This window comes from Synechococcus sp. R6-10, from assembly GCF_047461815.1.
Classification (GTDB): Bacteria; Cyanobacteriota; Cyanobacteriia; order Thermostichales; family Thermostichaceae; genus Thermostichus.
Genome location: NZ_JANSHW010000570.1, coordinates 1 through 3,161, shown reverse-complemented (window position 1 = coordinate 3,161; position 3,161 = coordinate 1). Strand labels below are relative to the sequence as shown.

Genomic DNA, 3,161 nt, shown 5'->3' with positions numbered 1-3,161 from the left:
CCCCCGTCGCGGGCCGGATCAGGTGGAATATCGCGATATCTTGATTTTGCTGAGCACCGTATCCCCCTCTGCCACGGCAGAAGACCTCTCTGCGGCCAAGCTCGCTCCCCCAACTTCCCCCTGAGGATGCCTGTCTACACCCAGTCAATTCCGATTGCGGCCAGCGTGGCCCAGGTGGATCGCTGCCTCACCGACCTGGAGTTGATGAAGCGCTGGCTCAACCCGCTGTTGGGCTGTGAGGCGGTGGGATCCCCTCTGGCGGAATTGGGCAGCCGCTACCGCTTTTTCCTTCGCTTGCCGTTTGTATCCCCCAGCTTGGATTGCGTGATTACAGAGCGGGCAGAAGGCTTGGTGCAGTGGCAGTTTGAGGGGTTTTTTGAAGGAACCGACCGCTGGGAGTGCCATCCCCAGCCGGAGGGTACCCTCCTGGTCAATTGCTTCGACTTCCGCATCCCCAATCCCTGGGTGGCGGCAGGGTTTTACCTGTTGGCAGCAGGGCCGACCCAGCAGGATATGCGGGCCCAGCTCCGACGGCTGAAGGCAGTGGCCGAGGCTTTGGGTTAGGCTGGTGGCAAGTAGTAAAGAAACGTAAAAAACTGCAATGACCAGCAACAGCGGACTGTTTAACCGTCGCTTTGCCGACAACTTCATCCCCCAACCAGCCAACACTTCTCTGGAAATCGGCCAGATTGCCCCCGATTTTGAGCTGCCGCGCGTGCAAGGGGATCCCGTGCGGCTATCGGACTACCGCGGCCAAAAGCCGGTGGTTCTGGCTTTTACTCGTATCTTCACCGAAAAGCTTTTTTGCCCCTTTTGCTACCCCCACATCCAAGAGCTGAAAGCCCGCTACAGGGAGATCCAAGCTCTGGGGGCGGAGCTGCTGATGGTCACCAGCACTGATCCGGTTCAAAGCCAGCAGATTCAAGCAGACCTGCAGCTGCCTTACCCGCTGCTGGTGGATCCCGAGTGCAAAACCTTCCGCCTCTATGGGGTTGGCCAAGCTTTGGGAGCGCCTCTGCCGGCCCAGTTCGTTGTGGATCGGGAGGGCAAACTGCGCTTCAAGCATGTTTTCTCCTTTGCCCAGCCCAATGCCGATACCGATGAGGTGCTGCGGGTGTTGCGGGAGGGGCTGCAAACCGGCTGGGATGGAACCCGTAGGGTGGCCCCTATCCCCTTTTTCTAGGGATCGGGCTTCTCTGCCATTGGACTTCCAGGGAGAGAGACTGCGATGTTTGCCCGTCTGGCCCAGAGTGGGGCGCGTCAGGCCGAGATCCTGGAGGTGGTTTTGCGCCACGGTTGGGACTACATGCGCCGCTTGCTCTCTTTTGGCAAGGCTGGGGAACCCCAACTGCCCCCCCCAATGGTGCTGCGCAACATTTTGGTGGATCTGGGGCCGGTCTATGTCAAGCTAGGCCAGCTGCTGAGCACCCGTCCGGACCTGTTGCCGCGAGAGTACATCGAGGCCCTCAGCACTCTGCAGGCCGACGTACCTCCTGTTCCCTGGAATACGGTGGAGATCCTGCTGCGGCAGCAGTTGCGGCAGCCGTTGGAGCAGGTGTTCAGCAGCCTGGACACAGAGTCGGTTGCGGCGGGATCCATTGCCCAGGTCCATCGGGCTTGTCTGGTCAGCGGCGAGTGGGTGGCCCTCAAGATCCAGCGGCCCGGGCTGGAGGCGGTGGTGGAGCGGGATACGCGGCTAATCCGGGGCATTGCCGAGCTGGTGGCGCAAACGGAGTTCGGCAGGTTGGCAGATGTGGTGGCCTTGGCGGATGAGTTCTGCCGGGCCATTCAAGCAGAGCTGGACTTTACCCAAGAGGCCCGCCACACCGAGCAGCTCCGCCAACAGTTGCAAAGGGGGCGTTGGTTTGATCCGGCCCAACTGGTGGTGCCGCGCATCCATTGGCCTCTCACTACGCCAAAGGTGTTGACGCTGGAGTGGATCGAGGGCCGGCCCCTGTTGGAGGCGGATCGCAGCGACGCGGACCCGGAAAACATCGCCCGCCTCTTGACCCGCGCTTTTTTCCAGCAGATCTGCATTGATGGCTATTTCCACGCCGATCCCCACCCCGGCAACCTCTTTTACTTGGGATCCGGTCGCGTGGCCCTGCTGGATTGCGGCATGATTGGGCGGCTGGATCCGCGTACGCAGCAGATTCTGCTGGAGCTGATGCTGGCCATTGTCAGCCTCGATGCCCAGCGCTGTGCCGAATTGACCCTGGAGTTGGCCCTGCCGGAAAGATCCACGGCCCGCTTGCGGGATCAGACTGTTAGCTTGGCCCAGCTCCAAAGCGACTACGAGCGCCTTCTGCGGCAGTACTACGCCCTGAGCATTGCGGAGCTCAACTTCAGCCAGCTCTTTTCTGAGATCCTGCAGGCGGCCCGGCGCAACCAGATCCGCATTCCCGGCAATTTGGGCCTCTGTGCCAAGGCGCTGGCCAATTTGGAAGGGATCGCCCGCCAGCTCACCCCCGACTACAACCTGCCGGAGCAGCTTCGCCCCCTGATGGCGGATGTGTTTCGGGCGCAATTGCTGGGGGAGGCCCCTCTGCCTTCGCTGCTGCGCACGGCTTTGGATTTGAAAAATCTCTCTCTGCAATCGCCGCGCCAGATGGAGCTGCTGCTCAGCCGCATCACCTCGGAAACCCAGCGCTGGAACTTGACCATCCAAGAGCTGGACGGGATCCGCAGCAGCCTGGATCAGTCGGCCAACCGCCTTTCCTACAGCATTGTGGTCGGCTCTCTAATCGTCGGAGCTGCCATCATCTCGGCTCAGACGCAGCGCTTCCAGGTCTTTGGGCTGAGCGAACTCCTCTTCGGGGCAGCCAGCCTGTTGGGGCTGTGGCTCGTCATCAGCATCCTGCGCTCCGGTCGCCTGCGCGGCTAGATTGGCTGAGGTTGGCTCATCAGTGGACTCAGGGCCCTACTGCCCTTGTCTGGATCTCGATGTTTCCAAAAGAACACCAAAACGGTATCAACGCCTCCGCGAGCGATCCGCCAAAAGCCGCAAAGGCCGATTCTTTCGTTCGATCCCTCGACGCCTTGCGCCACAAGGCTTTCCGGCCCCAAAACCCCCTCGCCAAAACTCTTTTTGCCGACTTTTTTCCGGATCCCTCGCAAATGGGTCTTGCATTCCTTGCCCTGCTTGGGTTTAATAGGGGTGG

4 protein-coding genes are annotated in these 3,161 nt (G+C 60.9%); all 4 read left to right on the top strand.

Annotated elements, in window-relative coordinates:
- Nucleotides 1-126: 126 nt before the first annotated feature.
- Entirely contained in the window at nucleotides 127-564 is a 438-nt protein-coding gene (locus tag NW837_RS13975) for an SRPBCC family protein (RefSeq protein WP_414332207.1), read from the top strand.
- A gap of 37 nt (nucleotides 565-601) precedes the next feature.
- Nucleotides 602-1,183 carry a peroxiredoxin family protein gene (locus tag NW837_RS13970; protein WP_414332206.1) on the top strand — a complete coding sequence of 194 codons (582 nt, stop codon included), beginning with the start codon at nucleotides 602-604 and terminating at the stop codon, nucleotides 1,181-1,183.
- A gap of 45 nt (nucleotides 1,184-1,228) precedes the next feature.
- A complete protein-coding gene (locus tag NW837_RS13965) occupies nucleotides 1,229-2,884 on the top strand; it encodes an ABC1 kinase family protein (protein ID WP_414332205.1) in 1,656 nt (551 codons plus the stop codon).
- A gap of 11 nt (nucleotides 2,885-2,895) precedes the next feature.
- On the top strand, nucleotides 2,896-3,161 hold a 266-nt coding region (locus NW837_RS13960), incomplete at its 3' end, for a hypothetical protein (protein WP_414332204.1).

Excerpts from the sequence above, each read along its gene's own strand:
- NW837_RS13970 (WP_414332206.1), top strand. The coding sequence starts at position 602 with ATGACCAGCAACAGCGGACTGTTTAACCGTCGCTTTGCCGACAACTTC.
- NW837_RS13965 (WP_414332205.1), top strand. The coding sequence starts at position 1,229 with ATGTTTGCCCGTCTGGCCCAGAGTGGGGCGCGTCAGGCCGAGATCCTG.
- NW837_RS13975 (WP_414332207.1), top strand. The coding sequence starts at position 127 with ATGCCTGTCTACACCCAGTCAATTCCGATTGCGGCCAGCGTGGCCCAG.